This is a genomic window from Tabrizicola sp., assembly GCF_051645465.1.
Classification (GTDB): domain Bacteria; phylum Pseudomonadota; class Alphaproteobacteria; order Rhodobacterales; family Rhodobacteraceae; genus Tabrizicola.
Genome location: NZ_JBOFBI010000074.1, coordinates 1 through 24,541, shown reverse-complemented (window position 1 = coordinate 24,541; position 24,541 = coordinate 1). Strand labels below are relative to the sequence as shown.

23 protein-coding genes are annotated in these 24,541 nt (G+C 64.5%); 20 read left to right on the top strand and 3 right to left on the bottom strand.

Annotation, left to right across the window (positions count from 1 at the left end; genetic code table 11):
* The first annotated feature begins 31 nt into the window (after positions 1–31).
* From tolQ to folD, 14 genes are all read left to right on the top strand, one after another.
* A complete protein-coding gene (gene tolQ / locus ACRCSW_RS04360; RefSeq protein ID WP_438702902.1) occupies positions 32–727 on the top strand; it encodes a protein TolQ in 696 nt (231 codons plus the stop codon).
* A 3-nt stretch (positions 728–730) separates the two neighbouring features.
* The gene (tolR, locus tag ACRCSW_RS04355; RefSeq protein ID WP_438702900.1) at positions 731–1,240 is read left to right on the top strand and encodes a protein TolR; all 510 of its coding nucleotides are present in this window, start codon (positions 731–733) and stop codon (positions 1,238–1,240) included.
* A gap of 5 nt (positions 1,241–1,245) precedes the next feature.
* The gene (locus tag ACRCSW_RS04350) at positions 1,246–2,448 is read left to right on the top strand and encodes a hypothetical protein (RefSeq protein WP_438702898.1); all 1,203 of its coding nucleotides are present in this window, start codon (positions 1,246–1,248) and stop codon (positions 2,446–2,448) included.
* The gene (locus ACRCSW_RS04345; protein ID WP_438702896.1) at positions 2,445–2,840 is read left to right on the top strand and encodes a hypothetical protein; all 396 of its coding nucleotides are present in this window, start codon (positions 2,445–2,447) and stop codon (positions 2,838–2,840) included. The genes ACRCSW_RS04350 and ACRCSW_RS04345 overlap by 4 nt, the downstream gene beginning before the upstream one ends.
* A 105-nt stretch (positions 2,841–2,945) precedes the next feature.
* Positions 2,946–4,274: a Tol-Pal system beta propeller repeat protein TolB gene (tolB, locus tag ACRCSW_RS04340; protein WP_438702895.1), complete on the top strand. Its 1,329-nt coding sequence runs from the start codon at positions 2,946–2,948 to the stop codon at positions 4,272–4,274.
* Between the two features lie 82 nt (positions 4,275–4,356).
* On the top strand, positions 4,357–4,887 hold the full coding sequence (gene pal, locus ACRCSW_RS04335; protein ID WP_438702893.1) for a peptidoglycan-associated lipoprotein Pal: 531 nt from the start codon (positions 4,357–4,359) through the stop codon (positions 4,885–4,887).
* 4 nt (positions 4,888–4,891) lie between these two features.
* Positions 4,892–5,737, top strand: a complete 846-nt coding sequence (gene ybgF, locus ACRCSW_RS04330) for a tol-pal system protein YbgF (RefSeq protein ID WP_438702891.1) — start codon at positions 4,892–4,894, stop codon at positions 5,735–5,737.
* Positions 5,728–6,924: a tRNA lysidine(34) synthetase TilS gene (gene tilS / locus ACRCSW_RS04325; RefSeq protein WP_438702889.1), complete on the top strand. Its 1,197-nt coding sequence runs from the start codon at positions 5,728–5,730 to the stop codon at positions 6,922–6,924. The genes ybgF and tilS overlap by 10 nt, the downstream gene beginning before the upstream one ends.
* 80 nt (positions 6,925–7,004) lie before the next feature.
* Positions 7,005–8,930, top strand: coding sequence for an ATP-dependent zinc metalloprotease FtsH (ftsH, locus tag ACRCSW_RS04320; protein ID WP_438702887.1), 1,926 nt, complete (start codon positions 7,005–7,007; stop codon positions 8,928–8,930).
* Between the two features lie 87 nt (positions 8,931–9,017).
* On the top strand, positions 9,018–9,995 hold the full coding sequence (locus ACRCSW_RS04315; RefSeq protein WP_438702886.1) for a magnesium transporter CorA family protein: 978 nt from the start codon (positions 9,018–9,020) through the stop codon (positions 9,993–9,995).
* A 22-nt stretch (positions 9,996–10,017) separates the two neighbouring features.
* Entirely contained in the window at positions 10,018–10,626 is a 609-nt protein-coding gene (locus tag ACRCSW_RS04310; RefSeq protein WP_438702885.1) for an MOSC domain-containing protein, read from the top strand.
* A 244-nt stretch (positions 10,627–10,870) separates the two neighbouring features.
* The gene (locus tag ACRCSW_RS04305) at positions 10,871–12,547 is read left to right on the top strand and encodes a formate--tetrahydrofolate ligase (RefSeq protein WP_438702883.1); all 1,677 of its coding nucleotides are present in this window, start codon (positions 10,871–10,873) and stop codon (positions 12,545–12,547) included.
* Between the two features lie 66 nt (positions 12,548–12,613).
* Positions 12,614–12,925 carry a chorismate mutase gene (locus ACRCSW_RS04300; RefSeq protein WP_438702933.1) on the top strand — a complete coding sequence of 104 codons (312 nt, stop codon included), beginning with the start codon at positions 12,614–12,616 and terminating at the stop codon, positions 12,923–12,925.
* A gap of 4 nt (positions 12,926–12,929) precedes the next feature.
* The gene (gene folD / locus ACRCSW_RS04295) at positions 12,930–13,820 is read left to right on the top strand and encodes a bifunctional methylenetetrahydrofolate dehydrogenase/methenyltetrahydrofolate cyclohydrolase FolD (protein WP_438702882.1); all 891 of its coding nucleotides are present in this window, start codon (positions 12,930–12,932) and stop codon (positions 13,818–13,820) included.
* Between the two features lie 37 nt (positions 13,821–13,857).
* On the opposite strand, the gene pdeM is transcribed toward folD, so the two are convergent.
* From pdeM to ACRCSW_RS04280, 3 genes are all read right to left on the bottom strand, one after another.
* Positions 13,858–14,508, bottom strand: a complete 651-nt coding sequence (gene pdeM / locus ACRCSW_RS04290) for a ligase-associated DNA damage response endonuclease PdeM (RefSeq protein WP_438702932.1) — start codon at positions 14,506–14,508, stop codon at positions 13,858–13,860.
* 142 nt (positions 14,509–14,650) lie between these two features.
* Positions 14,651–17,044 (bottom strand): ligase-associated DNA damage response DEXH box helicase, encoded by a 2,394-nt coding sequence (locus tag ACRCSW_RS04285; RefSeq protein WP_438702881.1) that lies wholly within the window; start codon positions 17,042–17,044, stop codon positions 14,651–14,653.
* Positions 17,045–17,220: 176 nt separating this feature from the next.
* On the bottom strand, positions 17,221–17,877 hold the full coding sequence (locus ACRCSW_RS04280) for a glutathione S-transferase family protein (RefSeq protein ID WP_438702879.1): 657 nt from the start codon (positions 17,875–17,877) through the stop codon (positions 17,221–17,223).
* 196 nt (positions 17,878–18,073) lie between these two features.
* Between ACRCSW_RS04280 and ACRCSW_RS04275 the strand changes: the two genes are divergently transcribed.
* The 6 genes from ACRCSW_RS04275 to ACRCSW_RS04250 all read left to right on the top strand — a co-directional run bounded on the left by ACRCSW_RS04275 (position 18,074) and on the right by ACRCSW_RS04250 (position 24,321).
* The gene (locus ACRCSW_RS04275) at positions 18,074–18,886 is read left to right on the top strand and encodes a TIGR00282 family metallophosphoesterase (protein ID WP_438702877.1); all 813 of its coding nucleotides are present in this window, start codon (positions 18,074–18,076) and stop codon (positions 18,884–18,886) included.
* Positions 18,883–19,779: a DMT family transporter gene (locus tag ACRCSW_RS04270; protein ID WP_438702875.1), complete on the top strand. Its 897-nt coding sequence runs from the start codon at positions 18,883–18,885 to the stop codon at positions 19,777–19,779. Before ACRCSW_RS04275 ends, ACRCSW_RS04270 begins: the two co-directional genes overlap by 4 nt.
* Complete coding sequence (locus tag ACRCSW_RS04265; RefSeq protein ID WP_438702873.1) at positions 19,779–21,557, top strand: SLC13 family permease; 1,779 nt, start codon at positions 19,779–19,781, stop codon at positions 21,555–21,557. The genes ACRCSW_RS04270 and ACRCSW_RS04265 overlap by 1 nt, the downstream gene beginning before the upstream one ends.
* A 12-nt stretch (positions 21,558–21,569) precedes the next feature.
* Positions 21,570–21,926 (top strand): hypothetical protein, encoded by a 357-nt coding sequence (locus tag ACRCSW_RS04260; RefSeq protein WP_438702871.1) that lies wholly within the window; start codon positions 21,570–21,572, stop codon positions 21,924–21,926.
* 883 nt (positions 21,927–22,809) lie between these two features.
* Positions 22,810–23,457, top strand: a complete 648-nt coding sequence (locus ACRCSW_RS04255) for a hypothetical protein (protein ID WP_438702869.1) — start codon at positions 22,810–22,812, stop codon at positions 23,455–23,457.
* Between the two features lie 123 nt (positions 23,458–23,580).
* On the top strand, positions 23,581–24,321 hold the full coding sequence (locus ACRCSW_RS04250; RefSeq protein WP_438702867.1) for a YebC/PmpR family DNA-binding transcriptional regulator: 741 nt from the start codon (positions 23,581–23,583) through the stop codon (positions 24,319–24,321).
* Positions 24,322–24,541: the final 220 nt, after the last annotated feature.

The window sequence follows — 24,541 nt, the reverse complement described above, 5'->3', positions numbered from 1 at the left end:
GAGAAACGGCCCGATCAACAAGAGCAGGCGTATGGAAACGGACACCCTTGCGATGGCGCAGGAGATTGATTTCTCCCTGTTCGCCCTTTTTGCACGTGCAACGCTGACAGTGAAAATCGTCATGCTGATGCTTCTGATCATGTCGTTCTGGAGCTGGGCGATCATCATCCAGAAACACATCCTCTTCCGGAAGGCGCGGGGCGAAGCATCGGTCTTCGACCGGTCGTTCTGGTCGGGCGAGCCCTTGGACGAGCTTTTCGAGAAGATCGGGCCGGACCCGACAGGTCAGAGCGAAAAGATCTTTGCCGCCGGGATGCTGGAATGGCGGCGGAGCCACAAGCAGGACGGCGGGCTGATCGCGGGCGCGCAGGCGCGGATCGACCGGGCGATGGATGTGGCGATCAACCGGGAAAGCGAGGCCTTGAACCGGGGCTTGAGTTTCCTTGCAACCACGGGGTCGACGGCGCCCTTCATCGGGCTTTTCGGGACGGTCTGGGGGATCAAGCACTCGTTCGAGCAGATTGCCATTAGTCAGAACACGAACCTAGCGGTCGTGGCGCCGGGTATCGCCGAGGCGCTGCTGGCGACCGGTGTGGGCCTGATCGCGGCTATTCCGGCGGTGGTGTTCTACAACAAGCTCAATTCCGACAGCGAGCGGATCGTGGGCGGCTACGAAGGTTTTGCCGACGAATTCGCGACGATCCTGTCGCGCCAGCTGGACGCCTGAGCCATGGGGGCCGGGGTCGTCAAAAGCGGTGGCAGCAGCGGCAGGCGGCGGGGGCACCGGCGTGGCAAGGCGGCGGCGATGTCCGAGATCAACGTCACGCCGTTTGTCGACGTGATGCTGGTGCTGCTGATCATCTTCATGGTGGCCGCGCCGATGCTGACAGTGGGTGTGCCGGTCAAACTGCCGGAGACGGCGGCGACCGCGCTGCCGACGGAACAGGAAGAGCCGCTGACGATCAGCATCACCTCTGACGGGCGGATTTCGATCCAGAACACCGAGATCGAGGATGATGAGATGATCCCGCGGCTGACGGCGATTGCGGCGGAGCGGACCTCGCGGAAGGTGTTCCTGCGGGCGGATGGCTCGATCCCCTATGAGCGGGTGGCGCAGGTCATGGGGGCGCTGAATGCGGGCGGGTTCAACGAGATTGGTCTGGTGACGGACGCCGAGGGGCCAAGCTTCGGGGCGGCTGGGACGTCCAACTCTGAAACTGGCACGGACTCGGGCGGCTGAGGCTTATGCAGACTGGCACGATCTTTTCCGGGATCGGGCACGCGGGGTTGATCCTGTGGGTCCTGGTCGGGGACTGGCTGTTTCCAGCCAAGCCCACGCAAGAGGTCGTGTCCATGCAGGTGAGCACCCTGACAAGCGCCGAGTTTGACGCGCTGCAGGCGGCCGCGACGGCGACCCCGTCGGAGGAACCGGCGCTGGTCAGGCCACAGGCCCGGCCCGAGGAGGTGGTGGAGCCTGTACCTGAGCCCGAGCCCATACCTGAGCCCGAGCCGGAGCCTGTACCTGAGCCAGAACCTGTACCTGAGCCGGAACCAGAGCCGGTTCCCGAGCCCGAACCGGAGCCTCTGCCCGAGCCGGAAGAGCCTCCGCCCAGCGATGCGCCGCAGGCAGAGGAGGAGCAGGCGCTGGAGTCGGAGTCGACCGAGATCCAGCCCGCCCCCGAAGCGGAAGAGATCATCGCGCCTGATCCGGTGCAGCCGGAGACCGAGACCGAGACCTCGGACACGCCCGAGCCTGCGGTGAGCGAAGAACCCGCCGAGGAGCCGGTGGAGGAGTCGCCGCCGACCGAAGAGACGGTGGCGGAGGACACGGGCGACGTGACCCAGACCGAAGCGACCGAAGAGCAGACGGCGGAGACAGGGATGACGACCTCGGTCCGCCCGAGGTCGCGGCCGGAACGTGCAGCTGAGCCGGAGGTGGCGGCGGCGGAGCCGGTGGAGGAGACGGCACCGGAGGCTTCGGCGGAACTGAACGTGCAGCCGGTGGATGATGCGTCGACGGAAGACGCGATTGCGGCACTTCTGGACGAGGCGGCGGATGAGCCGGTGACCGAACCCGCCTCCGAGGACACAGCCGCCGACACCGGCGGTCAGGACCTGCCGCAGGGCCAGCCGCTGACGGGAGGGGAGATGGGCAACATCTCGAGCGCGATTGCGCGGAAGTGGAACCTGGGTGCGGCATCGACCGACACGATGAGCACGATGATCGTGATCCGGGTTAGCTTTGCCCCCGACGGCAAGCCGACGGATTTCGAGCTTCTGGAGCAGGAAGGGCCAAGCCAGACAGGGATCGACAAGCTGTACGAATCCGCCCGGCGTGCAGTGAACCGGGCCTATGCGGACGGCGGACTTCCACTGCCTCCAGACAAGTACGACACGTGGCGCGTGCTTGACCTTGTCTTCGATGCCAATGGGATGAGGCTGAGATGAGGGGGTTTGGCCTTCGTCTTGCTCTGGTCTTGTCCGTGCTCGGTCAGCCCGCGCTTGCCGAGATCGATGCTGACGTGATGAGGTCAGAGGATGTTCAGGCGGTAAGGTCAAAGATCGCGCGGTACTGGAACCTCGGCTCGGTCGAGGGCGACGCACTGCAGAGCCGGATCATCATGCGTGTCAGCTTTGCGCCGGACGGAAAGCCGACGGATTTCGAACTGATCGAGGCCGATGGTCCCACGCAAGCTGGCATCGATGTGCTTTTTGAATCCGCCCGCCGGGCGATAATCCGAGCGCACAACGACGGCGGACTTCCGCTTCCCGAGGCAGCATACGACAGCTGGCGCGTGCTTGATCTGGTATTCGATGCCAGTGGGACGGTGTTGAGATGATCCGTGCCTCAAGGGGGCGTACGCCCGAGGAATTCCCCTGTGATCCCGCCGCGAGAGCGGGCAACGACACAAAATGAACGGAGCATGAGGCCGATGAGAACAGTGATGAAGACAGCCTTCCGAACCCTGATCGCGCTTGCTCTCGGTGTGACGGTGATGAGCGCAGGCCCGGTTCTGGCGCAGGACCCGCCGCGGATCGTGATCGGGTCGCCGGTGATCGAGCCGATGCCCATCGCCGTGCCGACCTTCATCGATGAAGGTGGTGCAGGCGATTATGCGAGCGAGATCAGCCGGGTGGTCATCTCGGACCTCGAGGGGACCGGGTTCTTCCGCAATATCGGGGAAGAGGCCTACATCAGCCGGGTGACCAGCTTTGACGGCGGGGTGGCGTTCGAGGACTGGAAGGCGATCAATGCTCAGGTGCTGGTGACGGGCGCGGTTTCCGTGGCGGGCGACCGGATCACCGTGAAGTTCCGGGCTTATGACGTCTTCAACGGCCAGACGCTGGAGGGGGCCGCGCTGCAGTTTGCGGGGACGACCGATGGCTGGCGGCGGATGTCGCACAAGGTGGCCGACGTGATCTATTCGAAGATCACCGGCGAGGGCGGGTATTTCGACAGCCGCGTGGTGTTCGTCAGCGAAAGCGGGCCGAAGAACCAGCGGCTGAAGCGGCTGGCGGTGATGGATTATGACGGGGCGAATGTCGCTTACCTGACCGATAGCGCGTCCATCGTTCTGGCGCCGCGGTTTTCGCCGACGGGGGACCGGATCCTTTACACCAGCTACGAGACGGGCTTCCCGCGGATCACGCTGATGGACGTGGGGAGCCTCGAGCGGCGGACGCTGGACGAGCAGGAGGGGACGATGACCTTTGCTCCGCGGTTTTCGCCTGACGGGGGAACGGTCGTCTTCAGTCTGGAGCGGGGCGGGAATACCGATATCTATGCGCTGGCCATCCGGTCGGGGCAGCTATCGCAGCTGACCAATGCGCCGTCGATCGAGACTGCGCCGAGCTTCAGCCCGGACGGCAGCCAGATTGTTTTCGAGTCCGACCGGTCGGGGACGCCTCAGATCTATGTGATGTCGGCGGGCGGGGGCGAAGGGACGCGGATTTCAGGCGGCGAGGGGCGCTATGGCACCCCGGTCTGGAGCCCGCGTGGTGACTATATCGCCTTCACCAAGCAGAACGCCGGGCGCTTCCACATCGGCGTGATGCGGACCGATGGCAGCGAGGAGCGGCTTCTGACGGCAAGCTTCCTGGACGAAGGCCCGACCTGGGCGCCGAACGGGCGCGTCTTGATGTTCACCCGCGAGACGAGCGGGGCGGGCGGGCAGACCTCGCTTTGGTCGGTCGATATCACCGGGCGGAACCTGAAGCAGATCCCGACCGAGGGGCCTGCTTCGGACCCGGCCTGGTCGCCGCTTTTGCCTTGAAATGTGACGCGCCGCCGGATTCCCACGGCGGCGCAAAGCTGTTAATGTGCCCGCAATCGAGCCAATAAGAAGGAAGAACCTCATGACCATTGCTGCGAAATCCCTGCTTCTGATCGCCGTCCTGGGACTGGCGGCCTGCAACAACCCCGACCGTTATGGTGCCGGTGGCGCGGGCGGGGCCGGTGGCACGGGTGGCGGAGGCGGAGGGATCGACACCACCGGGCTTGGTGACCCGAACAACCCGACCTCGATTGCCTATTTCAACCAGACCGTCGGCGACCGCGTGCTGTTCCAGGTCGACCAGTCGACCCTGACGCCGGAAGGCCGCACGATCCTGGCCGCACAGGCGCAATGGCTGAACACGAATACAGGGTATGCCGCGATCATCGAGGGCCATGCCGACGAGCAGGGAACCCGCGAGTACAACCTTGCCCTCGGCGCGCGCCGGGCGGCGGCGGTGCAGAACTTCCTGATCAGCCAGGGCGTGGCCGCGGGCCGTCTGCGGACAATCAGCTATGGCAAGGAACGCCCGATCGAGGTCTGCTCGGAAGAGGCCTGCTATGCCAAGAACCGCCGGGCGGTGACTGTGCTTTCGGCTGGCGCCGGGGTCTGACGCAATGCGGCTTGGTCTTGTCCTGATCCTTTGCGTGCTGCCGACCCTGGGCTTTGCTCAGGACCGGACCCAGACGCTGGCCGATATCCGCGCCGAGCTTGCGGCCCTTGCGGCCGAGTTCAACGCCCTGAAGGCCGAGCTTGTCTCGACCGGGGCGGCGACCAGCGGGGCTGCGGGCGGCGATGCGCTGCAGCGGATGGACACGATCGAGGCCGAGCTTGCCCGCCTGACGGCGCGGACCGAAGAGGTGGAGCTGAAACTGAACCGGGTGGTGGCGGATGGCACCAACCGGATCGGCGACATCGAGTATCGGTTGTGCGAAGTGACCGAGGGCTGCGATCCGACGTCTCTTGGCGCGACGACGACGCTGGGCGGGGATGCGGGCGGCGGTGCGGCCCCACCGGTCGTTGCGACCGATCCGGGGACGGGTGGAACCACGGGTGGCACCACGGGCGGGGCCGAACTGGCCGTGAGCGAACAGGCAGACTTTGACCGGGCCAAGGAGGTGCTCGGTCAAGGTGACTTTCGCGGAGCTGCGGACCTCTTTGCGACCTATGCCCAATCCTATCCTGGCGGACCGCTAGTCCCCGAGGCGCATTACCAGCGCGGTGAGGCGCTGAAGCAGCTGGGCGACACCTCGAACGCGGCCCGGGCTTATCTGGACGCCTTCAATGCAGCACCCCAGGGTCCGATCGCGCCCGATGCGCTGTTGAAGTTGGGTGAGGGTCTGGCGGCGCTGGGTCAGGTGCCCGAGGCCTGTGTGACGCTGGCCGAGGTCGGTACCCGGTTCCCCGGCAGCATCGCGGCCACGCAATCGACCGTGGCAATGCAGGGGCTTCAGTGCCAGTAGACCTGGCGGCGCGGCTGGTTGAGCTGATCCGCGAAGGCCTGCCGCCTGGGGAAACGATTGGGGTGGCGCTTTCGGGCGGTGGGGATTCCACCGCCCTTTTGCATCTGGCCTTGCGGGCGGGGTTCCGGGTTGAGGCGGTCACCGTGGACCATTGCCTACGGCCGGAAAGTGCAACGGAAGCGGCAGCGGTGGCCGGGGCTTGCGCGGCCCTGGGCGTGCCGCATGCGGTGCGGGTCTGGGAGCATGGCGAGATCAAGGGCAACCTGATGGACCAGGCGCGCCGGGCGCGGATGGCGCTGATCGCGGCCTGGGCGCGGGAACGGGGTGTTCGTGTGGTGGCGTTGGGGCACACCCGCGACGATCAGGCTGAGACCTTTCTGATCGGCCTTGGTCGCGCGGCGGGGCTCGCGGGGCTTTCCGGCATGCGGGCGGAGTGGGACGACGGGGGCTTGCGCTTCTGCCGTCCGCTGCTGGGTGCGGGGCGGGCCGAGCTCCGTGACTGGCTTCGGTCCGAGGGGATCGGGTGGATCGACGATCCGACGAATGACGATGAGCGCTTCACCCGCATCCGGGCGCGGAAGGCGCTGGCGGCGCTGGCGCCCCTGGGGATCACGCCGGAGCGTCTGGCTGAGGTGGCCGAGCATCTGGCCGCCGTGCAGGATGCTTTACGGGCAGCGGTCGCCGCGGCGGGCCGGTTGATCCGCGAGGAAGCCGGGGCGCTGCGGATCGATCCCGACATCGGGCTGGAACCGGCGGAGGTGCGGCGGCAGCTGGTCCTGGGTGCCGTGCGCTGGCTGTCTGGGGAGGAGTATGGCCCGCGGGCAGCGGACCTGGAGCGGCTTATCGTCGCAATGGCGGAGGGGCGCGATGCGACGCTGGCAGGCTGCCGCTTTCGGCAAGGCTGGCTGATGCGTGAGCCTCGGGCGGTGGGCGGGGCGGTGCCGGTCGGCGCTGTGTGGGACGGGCGCTGGCAGGTCGTGGGGGCGGAAGGCGAGGTTCGGGCGCTGGGGGCGGAGGGCTTGCGGCAATGCCCCGACTGGCGGGCAAGAGGGCTGCCGCGGCAGGTGCTTGAGGTCACGCCGGCGGTCTGGCAGGACGATCGCCTGATTGCCGCACCTTCGGCTGGTTTTGGCGCAGGCTCGGCCACATGCACGCCAGGATTTCATGCTTTCCTGTTATCGCATTGAACCGGCCGCTAAACTGACTATCTTTGCACCAAGCAGTTCGCGCCCCTTTTGGGCTGCGGACATTTCGGGGGATTCCTGATTTGGGTAACGCACGCAATATCGCCTTCTGGGTCGTGCTTCTGATCCTTGTAATGGCGTTGTTTCAACTGTTCTCGGGCAGTCAGACGACGATGTCGTCGCGCTCGCTGAGCTATTCGGACTTCATCGAACGGGTCGACGCGGGGCAGGTCAGCAAGGTTGTGCTGGACGGCGAACGGATTGTCGTCACTGGCAAGGACAACGTGACCTATGTCGCGATCAAGCCGGCGGGTGAGGATGTGACGGGTGCGCTGACCCGCGATCTGATTGCAAAGGGCGTCGATGTCGAGGCCGAGCCCCAGGCGCAGTCGGGCTTCGTCTCGGTGCTGCTGAGCTTCCTGCCGTTCATCCTGCTGATCGGCGTCTGGATCTACTTCATGAACCGGATGCAGGGCGGCGGCCGTGGTGGAGCCATGGGCTTTGGCAAGTCCCGTGCGAAACTGCTGACCGAAAAGCAGGGGCGCGTCACGTTTGACGATGTCGCGGGCATCGACGAGGCCAAGGAAGAGCTTGAGGAAATCGTCGAGTTCCTGCGGAACCCGCAGAAGTTCTCGCGCCTTGGCGGCAAGATCCCGAAGGGGGCGCTGCTGGTTGGCCCTCCGGGCACCGGTAAGACGCTGCTGGCGCGCGCGATTGCGGGTGAGGCGGGTGTGCCGTTCTTCACAATCTCGGGCTCGGACTTCGTCGAGATGTTCGTGGGTGTCGGTGCGTCCCGTGTGCGCGACATGTTCGAGCAGGCGAAGAAGAACGCTCCGTGTATCGTCTTCATCGACGAGATCGACGCTGTGGGCCGGGCCCGTGGCGTCGGGATCGGCGGCGGGAACGACGAGCGCGAGCAGACGCTGAACCAGCTTCTGGTGGAGATGGACGGGTTCGAGGCGAACGAGGGTGTGATCATCATCGCGGCCACGAACCGGAAGGACGTGCTGGACCCGGCGCTCTTGCGCCCCGGCCGCTTTGACCGGCAGATTCATGTGCCGAACCCGGATATCAAGGGCCGCGAGAAGATCCTGTCGGTCCACGCGCGGAAGGTGCCGTTGGGGCCGGATGTGGACCTGCGAACGATTGCCAGGGGCTCTCCGGGCTTCTCGGGTGCGGACCTGATGAACCTGGTCAACGAAGCTGCGCTGATGGCGGCGCGGGCGGGGCGGCGGTTCGTCACTATGATCGACTTCGAGTCGGCCAAGGACAAGGTGATGATGGGGGCCGAGCGTCGCAGCATGGTGCTGACGCAGGACCAGAAGGAAATGACCGCCTACCACGAATCCGGTCACGCCATCGTCGGCATGAGCCTGCCGAAGTGCGACCCGGTCTACAAGGCGACGATCATCCCGCGCGGGGGTGCCTTGGGCATGGTGATGAGCCTGCCGGAGATGGACCGCCTGAATTGGCACCGCGACCAGTGCGAACAGCGCATCGCGATGACCATGGCCGGGAAGGCCGCCGAGATCATCAAGTGGGGCGAGGATTCGGTGTCGAACGGGCCTTCGGGCGATATCCAGCAGGCGAGCGCCTTGGCCCGCGCGATGGTGCTGCGCTGGGGGATGTCGGACCTGGTGGGCAACATCGACTATGCCGAGGCGCATGAGGGCTATTCGGGCAACGCCGGGGGTTTCTCGGTTTCGGCCGAGACCAAGCGCCTGATCGAGCAGGAAGTGAAGCGCCTGATCGACGAAGGCTATGAGACCGCGCGCCGCATCCTGCTGGAAAAGAACGAGGAATGGGAGCGTCTGGCCAAGGGCCTTCTGGAGTATGAGACGCTGACGGGCGACGAGATTCGCAAGGTCATTGCCGGGGAAGCGCTTGGCGGCGACGACAACGCGGACAAGCCTTCGTCGGGCGGTGGGACCGCCTCGATTGCGGCCATCCCCAAGACCCGGGCGCGTCAGCCCAAGCCGGGGACCGAGCCGGAACCGGCGCCCTTGTGACCGAAGCCAAGGCCTCGCGGAAGCGGGGCCTTTCGCTTTCCGGGGCCGCCCGCTAGGATTCCGCGCGGACGGCAACAGGATGCGGACATGATCACGGCCTACAGGTCCAGAGGCGCGCGGCTGGAGCGGATGGACCTGACCCAGGACCATCTGCGCGATGCGTTGTGGATCGACCTCGACTGCCCCACCGGGGCCGAGGAGGACGCGGTCGAAGCGACGCTCGGGATCGACATTCCCACCCACGAGGACATGCAGGAGATCGAGGTCTCCTCGCGCATCTACCGTGAGAACGGCGTCTTGTTCCTGACCGCGCAGGTCGTGGCGACGCTGGATGCGCGGGAAACCGAGATCGGCCCGGTGACCTTTGTGGTCTGCCCCGACCGGCTGGTCACCGTGCACTATCATCATCCCGGATCGCTGGTGCATTTTGCCGAATGGGCCGCCCGGCATGACACGGCGCTGGCCACCGGGGTGGTTACCGTTCTGGGCCTCTTGGAATCGGTCGTGGACCGGTTGGCCGACATTCTGGAGGGTGAAGCGCGCAAGCTGGACCTGTTGTCGAAGGCGGTCTTCGCCGCGCATCGTCCGGCGGGCAAGGGTGAGACGTTGGGTGCGGTCCTGCAAAGGATCGGGCGGGCCGAGGACCTGAACGGCAAGGTTGGCGAAAGCTTGAACACGATCCAGCGGGTGGTGGGGTATCTTTCGGTCAGTTCGGAACACCCGGACCAGCACCTTCTGACCGAGGGTGAGCGGCCCCTTGCGCGGACGCTTGCGCAGGACATCCGGTCGCTCCGGGAGGAGGCGGCGACGCAGTCGGCGAAGATCAGGTTTCTCTTGGATGCGACGCTTGGGGTGATCAACATCCGACAGTCGGACGTGATCAAGATATTCTCGGTCGTGGCCTTCGTCTTCCTGCCGCCGACGCTGATCGCCAGCATCTATGGCATGAACTTTGTTCACATGCCCGAGCTCAAATGGCTCTGGGGCTACCCGATGGCCGTGGGACTGATGGTGGTTTCCGCGCTGGTGCCGTGGCTGATTTTCCGGTGGAAGAAGTGGCTGTGACGCCCCGAAGCTTGAGGTCCTGATGCCTGCCCTGATCCCCACCAGCTTTTCCGGTAAAGTCACCTGGCTTGGCGTGCAGCGCCGTCCGGTGGAAGACCTGGTGATTTTCGGCGAGCCGGTGGCCGAAATGCCCCTGACCTTTGCCGGGTTCGGGCCGGAGAGCCATGCCGGGCTGACCCGGCCCTCGTGCAGCAGGGTGCTGAAACAGTATCCGCGTGGGACCGAAATTCGCAACGTGCGGCAGCTGTGTGTCGTCTCGGAGGAGGAGATGGCCGAGGTCGCCGCGAGCTTGGGGATGGAGCGGATCGATCCGGCCTGGGTCGGGGCCTCGGTGGTGATCGCAGGGTTGCCGGATTTCACCCATGTGCCGCCATCGTCGCGGCTGCAGGGGCCGGACGGGGTGACGCTGGTTGTGGATATGGAAAACCTGCCGTGCCAGGAGCCCGCTGTGACGATGGCCAAGGCAACTGGGGGGCAGGGCAAGGCGTTCAAGTCTGCAGCCGAGGGCAAGCGCGGCGTGACGGCCTGGGTCGAGCGTGAGGGGACCCTGAGGCTTGGGGATGTGGTCACGCTGCATATCCCCAGGCAACGGGTCTGGGCGCAGCTGGAGACCGCGCGCAAAGGGGCCTGAGGCGTGCTCTTGGCCGGCCCCGGAGGGTTTCACACCCTCCGGACCTCCCGTGGGATACTTGCGCAAAGATGAATGACAATTTTAGGCAAATTGTCGGGGTTCTCTGGATTGGAGCGGCAGGTTTCCAATCGGAAACAGGCGCTGGCGAATTTCGCGGGGTTTAGGTCGGAATCCGGCGTCGCTTCGTCCATTTCCCCCGCTATCACGTCGCTAACAGAAAAATCTCGCCCTTTGGGAGACATCCATGGCCTTCAAGACCGACATCGAAATTGCACGCGAAGCGAAGAAGAAGCCGATCATGGAGGTGGGCGCGAAGCTGGGTATCCCGGCGGAGCATCTGCTGCCTTACGGGCATGACAAGGCGAAGGTCGGGCAGGAGTTCATCAAGTCGCTGGCGGGCCGCCCGGACGGGAAGCTGGTGCTGGTGACGGCGATCAATCCGACGCCTGCGGGCGAGGGGAAGACGACGACGACAGTGGGTCTGGGCGACGGGCTGAACCGGATCGGGAAGAAGGCGGTGGTCTGTATCCGCGAGGCCTCGCTTGGGCCGAACTTCGGGATGAAGGGCGGGGCGGCTGGGGGCGGGATGGCTCAGGTCGTGCCGATGGAGGAGATGAACCTTCACTTCACCGGCGATTTCCATGCGATCACCTCGGCGCACAACCTTCTGTCGGCGATGATCGACAACCACATCTACTGGGGCAACGAGTTGGGGATCGACGAGCGCCGGGTGGTCTGGCGCCGGGTCATGGACATGAACGACCGGGCTTTGCGGGATATCGTGGTGTCGCTGGGCGGTGTGTCGAACGGTTTCCCGCGGCAGACGGGGTTCGACATCACGGTGGCGTCGGAAGTCATGGCGATCCTGTGTTTGTCCAATGATCTTGAAGACTTGCAGAAGCGGCTGGGCGATATCGTCGTGGCCTATACCCGCGACAAGAAGCCGATCTATGCCCGCGATGTGAAGGCCGATGGGGCGATGACGGTGCTGCTGAAGGACGCGATGCAGCCCAATCTGGTGCAGACGCTGGAGAACAACCCGGCCTTCGTCCACGGCGGGCCATTTGCGAATATCGCGCATGGTTGCAATAGCGTGATTGCGACGAAGACCGCGCTGAAGCTGGGCGAGTATGTGGTGACCGAAGCCGGGTTCGGGGCGGACCTCGGGGCGGAGAAGTTCTTCGACATCAAGTGCCGTAAGGCCGGGCTGAAGCCTGCGGCGGCGGTGATCGTGGCTACCGTGCGGGCGATGAAGATGAACGGTGGGGTGGCGAAGGCCGATCTTGGGGCGGAGAACGTCGAAGCCGTGAAGAAGGGCTGCCCGAACCTTGGCCGCCATATCGGCAACGTGAAGTCGTTCGGCGTGCCGGTGGTGGTGGCGATCAACCACTTCTATTCCGACACCGATGCCGAGATCGCCGCAGTGAAGGCCTATGTGACCGAGCAGGGCGCCGAGGCGATCCTCTGCAAGCACTGGGCGCAGGGGTCTGCTGGGATCGAGGAACTGGCGAAGAAAGTCGTACAGATGGCGGAATCGGGTGCGGCGAACTTTGCGCCGCTTTACCCCGACGACATGCCGCTTTTCCAGAAGCTGCAGACCATCGCCAAGCGCATCTATCACGCTGACGAGGTCATCGCCGACAAATCGATCCGCGATCAGCTGAAGACTTGGGAAGCGGCTGGCTACGGCCATCTGCCGATCTGCGTGGCGAAGACCCAGTACAGCTTTACCACCGACCCGACCGTGCGCGGTGCGCCGACCGGCCACACCGTCCCGGTTCGCGAAGTGCGGCTTTCCGCCGGGGCGGGCTTCATCGTCGCGATCTGCGGCGAGATCATGACCATGCCGGGCCTGCCCAAGGTGCCGTCAGCCGAGGTGATCCGCCTCAACGACGCGGGTCAGGTCGAGGGGCTGTTCTGATAGGTCGCATTGCCCTTTCCGGGCCGCCCCCTTATCCACGAGGGCAGCCTGGAAGGGAGACTGATGATGCCGAAACCCGCCGATTGCACCTCGATGGCTGAGATTCGGGCCGAGATCGACCGGCTGGACGAAGAGCTGGTGCGCCTCTTCGCCGAGCGGGCGGGCTATATCGACCGGGCCGCCGAGATCAAGGCCGAGGTTGACCTGCCCGCGCGGATCGATGGGCGGGTGGAGGAAGTGGTGCGGAACGTCCGCCGCCATGCCGACACCTACGGGCTGCCGCCCGATCTGGTGGAGAAGCTCTGGCGGCGGCTGATCGACTGGTCGATTGCGCGCGAGGAAAGCCGGCTTGGGCCGGACAGTTTGCGGAAGGGATAAGGGAATGACGGCCAAGGTGATCGACGGCAAGGCCTTTGCGGCCACGGTGCGGGCGCAGGTTGCGGCGCATGTGGCGCGGCTTCGCGAGGAGCATGGGCTGACACCCGGTCTGGCCGTTGTGCTGGTCGGAGAAGACCCGGCGTCGCAGGTCTATGTCCGGAACAAGCATGCCTCGACCGTCGAGGTTGGAATGGCATCTTTCGAACATCGGCTGCCTGTGGAGACGGGCGAGGCGGAGCTTCTGGCGCTGATCGATCAGTTGAATGCGGACCCTGCAGTGCATGGGATCCTGGTGCAATTGCCGTTGCCGGGGCATTTGAACTCCGAACTGGTGATCAACCGGATCGACCCGGCGAAGGATGTCGATGGGTTTCACATTTCGAACGTTGGTCTGCTTGGGACCGGGCAGAAGAGCATGGTGCCCTGCACGCCGCTGGGCTGTCTGATGATGCTGCGGGATCATCATGGGAAGCTGGCGGGGCTGAACGCGGTGGTGGTGGGCAGGTCGAACATCGTAGGCAAGCCGATGGCCCAGTTACTGCTTGGGGATAGCTGCACGGTCACGATCGCGCATTCGCGGACGAAGGACCTGGCCGAGGTCTGCAAGCGGGCGGATATCCTTGTGGCCGCAGTGGGCCGTCCCGAGATGATCACCGGCGATATGGTGCGCCCGGGGGCGACTGTGATCGACGTCGGCATCAACCGGATTGAGCGGGACGGTAAGGCGAAGCTCGTGGGCGACGTCCACTACGAGAGCGCGGCCAAGGTTGCGGGCGCGATCACTCCGGTGCCGGGCGGGGTGGGGCCGATGACGATTGCCTGTCTTCTGGCCAACACGCTGACGGCCTGCTGCCGGGCGAATGGGCTGGCCGAGCCGGAAGGCCTGACGGCCTGAGTTCCACGAATTTTCTGCGAAAATTCGGGGCGCGCGGTCAGCGTGGCACCGGGATGGCCAGAACGCGGGGGCCGGTGAGGATGGCAAGTGCGTCGGCTGCCATGAGGGTGGTCAGCGCCTTGTCGTGTGCCGGAAGACCACCGGTATAGACACCGTAGGCCGGAAGGATCATCCGGGCGGCATCGGCCAGGAAGCAGGGTCTCGACTGTCCGGCCAGACGGGCCTTCGGGTGATAGTGACCTGAAATCTCTGCCCTTTCCGGCGCCTCGGCGATGTGGCGGAAGGTGAAGGGCTGGAGCTTCAGCTCGGCCCGGTGGGTGCCGCCGATCTCGATCGGACCGGGGTCGTGGTTGCCGGTGATCCAGGTCCAATCGCGGCCTGCCATCAGACGGGTGAGCCAGAGGCGGATGCTTTCGTCAATCGCCTCGGCGGCAGCTAGGTCGTCGAAGCTGTCGCCGAGGCAGATGATGGATTGCGCCTTCGTCGCTTCGAGGTCGCGGTCGAGTTTTTCCAGCGTGGCCTGGGTCTCATAAGGTGGCAGCAGCGATCCGCCTCGGCGGGCGAGGCGTTCGGATTTGCCGAGGTGGAGGTCGGAGACGGCAAGAAGTTTTCGCGCGGGCCAGTGGAGCGCGCCCGAGGGCATCAGGTGCAGCGTTTCGCCGTGGAAGAAGAGCGCGTGGTGCATCAGGGATGAATGCCCCGGCGGAGGGATTGCGGCAAGGGGCGGTTACGATAATGCGCGCTTCGCGCAAGTCTTTTGTCTCGCCTGCGCGCCTTCGCGCTTCGGCTCGGGCGCCTCCGGCGGGAGTATTTTCATAAGGAGCAAATGCTTAGGCGAGGCCAGCGGCTTCCATCAAAGCTTGCGCCTGATTGGCGGCGAGGCGGTCGCGGCCTTCGCCCTGGACCGGGATGCGGCCTGGTTCGAAGAAGAGGGGGGCGGCGAGGGGGGTGACGCGGGGGAGGCGCTTCAGCTCGATCCTTGGGCCGACGCGGGCGAGGAGGGTCTCGATCCGGGAGAAGTCGATGAGGCCGCGCAGGGCCTCTTCGCGGGTGATCTGCAGGAGGAGGTGGTCGGGGTCGTATTTCCGGAGGGTGTCGTAGAGGATGTCCGAGGAGAAGGTGGCCTGGCGGCCGGATTTGCGGCGGCCCTGATGGGAGCGTTCGATGAGGCCGGAGATCACGGCGGTGTTGCGGAAGGTGCGTTTCATGACGGCGTTGCCGGAGAGCCAGGTTTCGAGGCCGTCGCGGAGGGTTTCGAGGTTGAAAAGGGGGGCGGGGTCGGTGACGGGGTCGAGGCCCCAGATCAGGGTCGCGTAGTCGGTGGCGACGAAGCCTAGGGGGGCAAGGCCTTGGGATTCCATCTGTTTTGTGACGAGGATGCCGAGGGTCTGCTGGGCGTTGCGGCCTGCGAAGCCGTAGACGGTGAGGTGCTCGCGACCGTCGTGGGGGAAGCTTTCGAGGAGGAGGGCGTGGGGGTCGGGGAGGCGCGAAACCTCCCGCTGGAGGCTGAGCCACTGGGCGGTGTGGGTGGGGAGGTCGGGCCAGGTATCTTGCTGGAATATTTCAAGAATACGGTCCGTGAGGAGCGTGGAGGTGGCGAATTTGGTGCCGTTGAAGACGGCGACTTTCGGATCGCGGCCGGGGGTGCGGCTGACCTCGACTGTCAGTTCCTTGAGGCCCTCATAGCGGACAACCTCACCGCCGATCAGGAAGGTGTCGCCTTGGGTGAGGGAGGAGGCGAAGCCTTCCTCGACCTCGCCCAGGGGGGTGCCGCCGAAGCGGTTTTTGAGGCGGACTTTCAGGGTGTCGATGTCGATGATGGTGCCGAGGTTCTGGCGGATCACGCTGGCGGCGCGGGGGTCGCGGAGGTGCCATTTGCCATTTGTTAACTTTAATCGCTGCCAGCGGTCGTAGGCTTTCAGCGCGTAGCCGCCGGTGGCGACGAAATCGAGGCAGGCGTCGAATTCTGCTTTGGTCAGAAGGGTATAGGGTCCGGCGGTGATGACTTCCTGGTAGAGTTGATCCGCGTCGAAAGGGCCCGCACAGGCGGTTGCGAGGATGTGTTGGCAAAGGACGTCGCGGGGGCCGGGGCCTCTTGGTTCGCCGTCAAGGGTATGAGCGCGGACGGCGTCGAGGGCGGCCTGGCATTCGACGACCTCGAAGCGGTTGGCGGGGACGAGCAGGGCCTTGGAGGGGGCGTTGTAGCGGTGGTTGGCACGGCCGATCCTTTGCACGAGGCGTTTCACGTTCTTCGGCGCGCCGACCTGGATGACGAGGTCGACATCGCCCCAGTCGATGCCGAGGTCCAGGGAGCCGGTGCAGACCACGGCCCTGAGCGCCCCGGCGACCATCGCTTGTTCCACGCGGTCGCGCTGTTCGCGGGCGAGGGAGCCGTGGTGGATGGCGATGGGCAGGCTTTCGGTGTTTTCTAGCCAGAGGTTGTGGAAGAAAATCTCGGCCTGCGCGCGGGTGTTGTGGAAGATCAGCGTGATGCGGTGGCGGTTGATTTCGTTGAGAATTGCGGGGATCGCGTAGCGGCCGCCGCCACCGGACCATGGGGGGTAGGCGTCGGTTTCCAGCATGGAAATGTCGGGGTCGGGGCCGGAGTCGGCTTCCAGGATCTTGGTGTCGGGGGCGAGGAAGCGGGCGAGGGCCGGGGGGTTCTCGACCGTGGCGGAGAGGCCGATGCGGCGGAGATTCGGGTTCAGGGTTTGCAGGCGGGCGAGTTGGAGGGTGAGTTGGTCGCCGCGTTTGGATTCGGCGAGAGCGTGGATTTCGTCGACGATAACGCGTTGTAATCCATGGAAGATGCGGGGGGCGTCTTCGTAGCTGAGGAGGAGCGCCAGGCTTTCCGGGGTGGTCAGGAGGATGTGGGGCGGGTCTGCGCGCTGGCGGCGGCGCTGGGTGTAGGTGGTGTCGCCGGTGCGGTCTTCGACCCGGATGTTCAGGGCCGCGCCTTCGATGGGGGTGCGGAGGTTGCGGCGGATGTCGGCGGTGAGGGCTTTGAGCGGGGAGATGTAGAGGGTGTGGAGGCCGGGGGGTGGATTTGTGCCGAGTTCGGAGAGGGTTGGGAGGAAACCGGCGAGGGTCTTGCCGCCTCCGGTCGGGGCGATGAGGAGGGTGGCGGGGTGAGCGGCCCGGGCGAGCATGTCGAGTTGGTGGGGGTGGAGCGACCAGCCTTTGGCGGTGAACCAGTCGGAGAGGGCCGCGGGGAGGGTGGTCATGAACGAAGTGATAAAGCGGAGTGCGGGTTTGGGGAACAGGTAGTGCCAATCTAGAGGTTAATGCAATGATTTTGAAGGAAAATCGCTGTCTTCTTTCCATCTTCTTCGCGTCTTCTTTCCATCTCTACGCGCGGAAGACGAAGCGGGCGTTAACCTTCGTGAGCGAATCGGAGGCTTCAGCGGTTGGTCGGCGCTGGAAGGCTGCGGCCGGACGCGGCAAAGCTTGGCGCGTTTTGGATCCATCCCCACCAGTTTCGCAAGGCCGGATAGTGGCCGAGGATTGCGCGGCTTTCGGGCGCGGCGTCGAAGGCCGCGATCATCGGGGCGAGGTGGCAGTCGGCTAGCGTGAGGGTCGTGCCGTTCAGAACTGCGCCTTCGTTCGCTATGGCGTCAAGCGCCTCGAGGACGGTGGGGGCGGCGGCGAGGCCGGTCTTGATCTGCGCTTCGTCGGGGGGCAAGCCTTCGGCAGGGCGGAAGACGCGGTGGGCGTAGACTTGAAGGACGAGCGGGCGGAAGGCATAGGCGTCGGCGATGGAGATGACCTGCGCCATCCGGGCGGTGGCCTTTGCACCCGGCGGGACAAGTGGCGGGCCGGGGAACGCAAGGTCGATGTAGCGGGTGATCGCGGAGGTTTCATAGAGGGTGAAGGCACTATGTGACAGGACGAGGACGCGGCCGAAGGGATGGGGGTAGCCGTCGGGCAGGGGTGGTGCGAAGGGGTTGACCTCGACCTCGATGAAAGCCGCGCCCTTGGCGATGAGCGCCATGCGGGCGATGCGGGTACACACGCTGTGGCGGTAGCCGGTCAGGGTGACTGGGGCTGGATTTTCCATCTGAGGACTGTCTCACGACACGGACGACAGCGCCATGTGCGAGGGGCGACGATTTTTCTGCGAAAAATCTGATTGTTGGGCGGATTTTCTTCAGGCGGCTGCGAAGATCGGGAGCAAGGATTTTTCGCAGAAAAATCTTCCCGCGCGAGTGCTAAACCGCTTGCCCGTATGAAGAGCCGCGCCTAATCCCTTGGCGATGAGATTGCTTTTCCTTGGCGATGTCGTCGGTCGGTCGGGCCGGACGGCGGTGGTGGAGCGGCTGCCGGGGCTCCGGGCGGCCTGGGGTTTGGATTTCGTCGTGGTGAACGGCGAGAATGCGAGCCAGGGGGCGGGGATCACCGGGGACCACGCGAAGGAGCTTCTGGCGGCGGGGGCGGACTGTCTGACGCTGGGCGACCATGCCTTCGACCAGAAGGACATGCTGAGCTTCATCGAACAGGAGCCGCGGATCATCCGGCCGCTGAACTTCTCGAAAGTGGCGCCGGGCCGGGGGGCACGGGTGTTCGAGGCGACCCAGGGGCGCCGTGTGCTGGTGGCGCAGGCCTTGGGGCAGGTGTTCATGAAGCGGCCCTTCGACGATCCGTTCTCGGCGCTGGAGGCGGTCTTGAAGGCGCATACGCTGGGCGGGGTGGTGCAGGCCGCAGTGGTGGACTTCCATGCCGAGGCGACGTCCGAGAAGATGGGGATGGGGCATTGGTGCGACGGGATGGCCTCGCTCGTTGTTGGGACGCACACGCATGTGCCGACTGCCGATGCGATGATCCTGGCCAAGGGCACGGCCTACCAGTCGGACGCGGGCATGTGCGGCGATTATGACAGCGTGATCGGGATGGAGAAGCTGGAGCCGCTCCGCCGTTTCATCACCGGGATGGCCAAGGGCCGGTTCGAGCCTGCTGGGGGCGAGGCGACGCTGTCGGGGGTGTTTGTCGAGACGGATGACAAGACGGGGCTTGCCAGCCGCGTTCGGATGGTGCGAGTGGGCGGGCGGCTGGAAGAGGCGCTGCCTTGAGCCAGCGGTGGTTCTTCGTCCTGGTGCTGGTGATACTGGGCGTTGGATGGGGATCGACGCAGTCCCTTGGCAAGATCGCGACGGCCACGGGGCATCAGCCGTTCGGGTTGATCTTCTGGCAGCTGGCGGTGGGGTCCGTCGTGCTGGGCGTCGTGTCGGCGGTGCGTCGCAAGGGGCTGGTCTTCACGCAGGCGGCGCTGACGTTCTACGTGGTGATTGCCGTCATCGGCACGATCATCCCGAACGCGAGCTTTTATGCGGCGGTGGTGCATCTGCCTGCGGGGGTCATGTCGATCCTGATCTCGACGGTGCCGATGCTGGCGTTTCCGTTGGCATTGGCCCTGCGGCTGGACCGGTTCTCGCCCATGCGGCTGGGGGGGCTGATGCTGGGGCTTCTGGGTGTGGTGCTGATCGCGAGCCCTGAGTCTGCAGGGCCGGGCGTCGGGGCGGTGAGCCTGGGCTGGCTGATGGTCGCGATGATCGGGCCGCTGTTCTACGCGATGGAGGTGAATTACGTGGCGCGGGCCAGCACGGGCGGAATGGATGCGTTGCAGGCGATGTTTGGCGTATCCGTCGTGGGGATGGTGCTGGCCGCGCCGATTGCGCTGGTGACCGGGCAGTGGGTCGATCCGTCGCCGCTGGGTGGGGCGGAACTGGCTCTGGTGGTCCTTTCGGCGGTGCATGCGCTGGTCTACGCAAGCTATGTGTGGCTCGCGTCCAAGGCCGGGTCGGTCTTTGCTTCGCAATGCTCCTATCTTGTGACCGCGTCGGGTGTTTTGTGGGCAATGCTCCTTCTGGGCGAGCGGTTTTCGCCCATGATCTGGCTGGCGCTTGTGATCATGCTGGCCGGTGTGGCATTGGTGCAGCCGCGCGCGAAACTGAGAGAGGTCTGATGTTCGGCTTGTCGATTCCTGCCGAGGCAGCGCCTTGGGTCGCAATGGCGATCCTTGTGGTGATGTTTGCCCTGTTCATCTGGGAGCGCACCCCGGTCGAGGTCACGGCCATCGGCGGAGCGGCGGTGATGCTGGTGCTGGGGATCCTGCCGATCAAGGAGGCGACCTCGGTCCTTGCGAACCCCGCGCCCTGGACCATCGCGATGCTGTTTCTGGTCATGGGGGGGCTGGTGCGGACCGGGGCGGTCGAGATGATCATCTCGGTCGCCGAGCGGCATATCGGCGACAGGCCGAAGACGACGATCGTGGCCCTCTTCGGGCTGATCGCCACGGCTTCGGCGTTCATGAACAACACGCCTTTGGTCGCGGTCATGATCCCGGTGATCATCCAGCTGGCGGTGAAGCTGGGGACGGCGCCGTCGAAGCTGCTGATTCCGCTCAGTTATATGACGGTGCTTGGGGGGATGATCACCCTGATCGGCACTTCGACGAACCTCTTGGTCGACGGGGTGGCGGTCGATCAGGGGCTGGAACATTTCAGCCTGTTCGAGATTGCTCCCTTGGGGATTGCGGTGACGATTGTCGGGGGTCTGTTCCTGGCGATCTTCGGCGACAGGCTTCTGCCGGTGCGGCAGTCGATGGGGGTTCTCTTGAACGACCGGCGGAAGATGAAGTTCTTCACCGAGGTCGCGGTGCCCGAGGAAAGCTCGCTGATTGGCCAGCCGGTGCTGGACGTCGACATCTTCAAGCCCGATGGCGTGCGGGTGATCGACGTGCTGCGGGGCGATGTGTCGCTGCGGCGTGACCTTGCGTCCGCGAGGCTGGAGGCGGGGGACCGGGTGGTGCTGCGGACCGAGATGGCCGAGCTGATGGGTCTGCAGGCGCGCAAGGATGTGCATCTGGTGGACAAGCTGTCGTCGGTGAAGACCGAGACGGTCGAGGTGCTTATCGGACCCGGCTGCCGGATGGAGAGCCAGCGGCTGGGCGATCTGCGCCTGCGCCGGCGCTATGGGGTCTATGTTCTGGCAGTGCACCGGAGGAACCAGAACATCGGGCGGCAGCTGGACGATGTGATCGTGCGGGTGGGCGATACGCTGCTTCTGGAGGGCGGTATCGAGGATATCCAGAAGCTGGCGGCGGATATGGACCTGGTGGATGTGAGCCGCCCGCGTGTCATGGCCTATCGGCGGGCGAAGGCGCCGATCGCGTTGGCGGCAATCGGGTTGATCGTCGTGCTTTCGGCCTTTGACGTGGCGCCGATCCTGCCGCTGGCGCTGATCGCCGTGGCGGTGATCCTGATCACGCATTGCGTGGACAGCGACGAGGCGTTCGGCTTTGTCGACGGGCGGTTGCTGGCGATGATCTTCGCCATGCTGGCGGTGGGCCAGGGGCTGGACCAGTCCGGCGCGGTCGAGATGATCGTCGGGGGCGTGGCACCCTGGATGCAGGGGCTTCAGCCCTTCGCGCTGATCCTGGCGGTCTATTTCATCGGGCTTGTCCTGACCGAGTTCCTGTCGAACAACGCGGTTGCGGTGATCTACACGCCGATCGCGATCGAGCTGGCCGAGAAGCTGGGCCATGACCCGCGGCCCTTCGTCGTGGCGGTGATGTTTTCCGCGACGCTCGCCTTTGCGACGCCGGTGGGATACCAGACCAACATGATGGTCTACGGGCCAGGGGGGTACAAGTTTTCGGACTTTACCAAGGTCGGGCTGCCGCTGAACATCATCGTGATGCTGGTCGTCTGCGCGCTGATCCCGCTGTTCTGGCCGCTTTGAAGGGAGACGACGATGCGCTGGATGATCCTGGCCTTGGCCCTTGCGGGTTGCGCGACGATGGACACTGCACCAGCACCGCAGGCCGCGCGGCTGTCGAATGAGGTGCTGACGCTGGTCCTGTCCGACGGGACGGTGTGCCGGGCGAACTGGGCCGCTGCCGGAGGCGCGGGGCGGTTTGACGACTGCGGGCCGGGGTTTGGGTATTCGGTGAGTGTGGTGGAGAACCCTAACATTCTGCGCCAGCTTTTCACCGGGCTGACCGAGGCTTTGGGGGCCGAAGGTGCGGTGCCGCCGATGGCCGAAGTGGTGATCACCGACCCGATGGGGCGCGACACGGTCTTCGTCTCGCCGCCGCCGGTGGAGGAATAGCGGCTGGAGTGTCCGCGGAGCGGGGTGAACATTCGGCTGGTGCAACCGAGGATAACGCCTGACCGCCAGGTGTGCTTACCGCTGAACATCATCGTGATGCTGGTCGTCTGCGTGCTGATCCCGGTGATCTGGCCGCTTTGAAGGGACGGTTCCGTTTCAACTCATGTTCAGCGGCATCCAGCTGCCGCTGAGCATGATCTTCCCATCTGACGATCCCATGGAATGACGCATTCAAAGGGCTTCCCCGGCCCCGGGAGGCCCCGCAAAGCCCCTCCTATAATGTGGCAACGCGATTGAGGCCAAAATTCAATCGGGAACACTGAACCTCCAATCCAGCCGGCAAGCAAAGCAACAAGCGTCAGGCACACGTAAATCAGCGACTTCTTCATGATGACCACCCAAAGACGAATGCTGATTGTAGCAGCGCTGAAGACCGCCCGCAAAGGTCGATCGCGGAAGCCCGGTTGACCCAAACCTGTGCAGGGCATCGGGCATCGCTGGCGCACTTGGGGCGGAGGGCAGTTTGCCGCCGATGGCCGGGGTGGCGATCACTGATGCCATGGGGCGTGACACGGTTGTGGTGTCACGCCGCCGATGCCGCAACGAAAAAGCGAGCTTTGGCAGATAGTTGGCATGCATCGAATGGCACAAACCGGTCGGTATGCGCAATGAGTGTTAGCGTCCAGAATGACCTGACCACGCTGGCAGGCTACGACCGGCGTAAGGCGAAGAGCTGCCGATATTGGGGTGAAGAACTGCCGATGCGGTTTCCGGATTTTCAAGAATCGTCTAAGTCTGGACCAGTAGCGGTTTAGAATTCGGCAAACGACCACGCCTAAAAACCGTGCAAAAGAGCCGTAAAAACAACATTCGGAGCTGAAAAATGCTGACTGTTGAATTTCTTCGTGTCGCACTGATTCTGACGCATCTTCTCGCCTTCGCGGTGGCAATCTGCCTCGTCTTGCGCGAGGATATAAGACTGCTAATGTCCCGTCGGCTTAATCTTGAGGAATTACAGGCCACCGCGCATAATCTGACCCTGGCGCTAATTGCGCTTTTCGTCACCGGCGCACTATTGGTCTGGGTGGATACCGGATTTGATCCTGCCGTCATGGCAACCAAGCCGAAGCTTCTGGCAAAGTTCACAGTTGTGGGAGTTCTGACCCTGAACGGGCTTATTCTGCATTTCGTGATCTTTCCCAGACTTGCGCGTTCCGAAGGGACAGATCTTGGCGCATTGCCCTATTTCGCCGCGGCGCTTGGTGCGGTCTCGTCGGTATCCTGGATTTTCGCAAGCTTTCTGGGAGTCGCCAAGCCGCTGACCGAGAGCTTTGGCTATCTGGGGTTCATTACCCTTTATGCCGAGGTGCTGGCTGCGGGCGTCCTGTTCGCGACCATCGTGCTTGGTCCTCATGTCCGGCGCCTGATCCTTGCCGAGCAACGCGGCGACCCCTTCGCGCGGCTTCTGACGCTGCGCCGGGCTGGTGGTCGCGTCATCGGCAATGCCTTCCAACAACCCGTCTTCCGGTAAACGGTCGGTACCCTGTCAGGCAATGTCGCCCGTCACACCACATTTCGAAGATGCTGTGGTGCTTGCCCACCGCGAACCGTCGCTCTATAGAGCGGCGGTTCCGGAAGATTGGGGTTCAAGATCATGGCAGGCCATTCGAAATGGGCGAACATCCAGCATCGCAAGGGCAAGCAGGACAAGCTGCGCTCGAAGATGTTCTCGAAGCTCGCAAAGGAAATCACCGTGGCGGCCAAGATGGGCATGCCGGACCCCGACATGAACCCGCGGCTTCGGCTGGCGATCAAGGCCGCGAAGGCGGTGTCGATGCCGAAGGACGTGATCGACCGCGCGATCAAGAAATCGCAGATGGGCGATGCGGCGGACTACACCGAAATCCGCTATGAGGGCTACGGCGCAAACGGGATCGCGATCATCGTCGAGGCGCTCACGGACAACCTGAACCGGACGGCATCGAACGTGCGGAGCTATTTCACCAAGGCGGGCGGGAACCTGGGGCAGACCGGATCGGTGTCGCACGGCTTTGACCGGCTGGGAGAGATCTCCTATCCGGTGACCGCGGGCTCGGCGGACGACGTGATGATGGCGGCACTTGATGCAGGCGCCGATGACGTGGAGTCGGATGAGGACGGCCACTGGATCTATTGCAAGGTCGAGAACCTGTCCGACGTCTCGGACGCGCTGGAGAAGGCGCTTGGGGAATCGACCGAGTCGAAGATCGTCTGGCGGCCGCAGTCGCGGACCGAGGTCGATCTTGAAACGGCGCAGAAGCTGATGAAGCTGATCGATCTTCTGGAAGAAGACGACGATGTGCAGGAAGTGACGCATAACTTCGATGTGCCTGAAGATGTGGCAGCGCAGCTTTGAAGGCAGCGACGCATCGCCGGTTTGCATGATCTTTCCTTGATGCCCCTTGTATTCTAAGGCCGGAAGGCGCATCTGCGGGGGGTCAAAGCTACTTCTCTTTCGTCTTCTGTCCGCCCTTCGGCCTTCAGCACTTCGATCGCGACGACACTGGGCCGGGCCACCGCATGCTGCGGGTGGCGAAATCTAGGAGATATCACGATGGCCAGTGGCACCGTGAAAT